The organism is Novosphingobium sp. MBES04 (genome assembly GCF_000813185.1).
Lineage (GTDB): Bacteria > Pseudomonadota > Alphaproteobacteria > Sphingomonadales > Sphingomonadaceae > Novosphingobium > Novosphingobium decolorationis.
Genome location: NZ_DF850512.1, coordinates 1 through 863, shown reverse-complemented (window position 1 = coordinate 863; position 863 = coordinate 1). Strand labels below are relative to the sequence as shown.

The 863-nt window shown below is 58.5% G+C and carries 2 protein-coding genes; one reads left to right on the top strand and one right to left on the bottom strand.

The features are described 5' to 3' along the window. Positions 1–281, top strand: a 281-nt coding sequence (locus MBENS4_RS23715; RefSeq protein ID WP_039396919.1) for a DDE-type integrase/transposase/recombinase, incomplete at its 5' end; no start/stop codon positions are given. Positions 282–545: 264 nt separating this feature from the next. On the opposite strand, the gene MBENS4_RS23710 is transcribed toward MBENS4_RS23715, so the two are convergent. Then, a partial coding sequence (locus tag MBENS4_RS23710; RefSeq protein WP_039396918.1) for a recombinase family protein occupies positions 546–863 on the bottom strand: 318 nt, incomplete at its 5' end.

The following is an 863-nucleotide window of genomic DNA, read 5'->3' as shown; positions in this document are numbered from 1 at the left end:
GCCAGGTAAAATACCTGAACAACGTGCTCGAGGCCGACCATGGCAAGCTCAAATTGTTGATCAAGCCCGTGCGTGGTTTCAAATCGATGCCGACAGCCTACGCCACGATCAAGGGCTTCGAGGTCATGCGCGCCCTGCGCAAAGGGCAAGCCCGGGCATGGTGCCTGCAGCCAGGGATCAGGGGAGAGGTGCGTCTGATCGAAAGAGCATTTGGCATTGGCCCCTCGGTCATGACCGAGGCCATGGACGTGCTCAATCAGCATTTTGCCAATGCTGCCTGATCCCCAGACGGGGTGACGCTGCCCGGCCGTCACCAATGTTTGCAACAGAGCCTCTGTGACAACGCCTCCAGCTTTCGCGTAGCCCTGAGGCTCACTGGAACCTCATCCGTTCCAAAATACCGATATTATAGCGCTAATTGGGCGTTTTCGCTTGTGCATTCGTGCTGCTCTGCTTACCGCATGACGCATTAGCCGCCCTGTAGGCGTCACCTCAAGGTTTGTGCGCCAGACAACGATTTTCCGGACACAGCGAGAACAGTATTGTTACGCTGCCGCGCGGAGATACTGATATAGGGTTTCCCGACTGATCCCTAGGTCGCGGGCGATGGAGGCCTTACGCTCTCCTGCGCCGACGCGGCGATGCAGTTCGACGAGCTGTTCGTCCGAGAGGGACCGCTTCCGTCCCCGATAGGCACCGCGTTGCTTCGCAACAGCAATCCCTTCGCGCTGGCGCTCCCGGATCAGGGCACGCTCGAACTCGGCGAAGGCCCCCATGACGGAAAGCATCAGATTGGCCATCGGAGAGTCCTCGCCCGAAAAGGTGAGACTTTCTTTCGCGAACTCGATCCGGATGCCTCTTTT